This window comes from Paraburkholderia sp. SIMBA_053 (assembly GCF_046534895.1).
GTDB lineage: Bacteria > Pseudomonadota > Gammaproteobacteria > Burkholderiales > Burkholderiaceae > Paraburkholderia > Paraburkholderia caledonica.
Genome location: NZ_JAWRXU010000377.1, coordinates 1 through 310 on the forward strand (window position 1 = coordinate 1; position 310 = coordinate 310).

General features: G+C 63.2%; 1 pseudogene. It reads right to left on the reverse strand.

The features are described 5' to 3' along the window. Positions 1-310, reverse strand: a pseudogene (locus SB753_RS36065) (hypothetical protein); the annotation flags it as partial.

Here is a 310-nt window from a genome sequence, read left to right on the forward strand (position 1 = left end):
CTCTTGCGCGGCCGATGCAGTGGGCGCAGCAGGTGTCGCCGGCCGCGCTGTCGGCGGCGGTGCAACTGACGGCGCAACCTGCTGTGTCGACGGGTTCGGCGCAGGCGCAGGCGCATTCGCCGACGCCGCCCGCAACCTATCGATTCGCGCATGCGCGAGCGTGGCGAAGCGCCCATTCGGATAGGCCTTCAAATACGCTTCGTAATCCGCGGGGTAATTGCTGTCCTTGATCGAATTCCAGAAGGTGATTTCGTATTGCTCGGTGCTGTCTTTCGGCAGAATGCCTCGGCTGTGCAGTGTGACGACATGC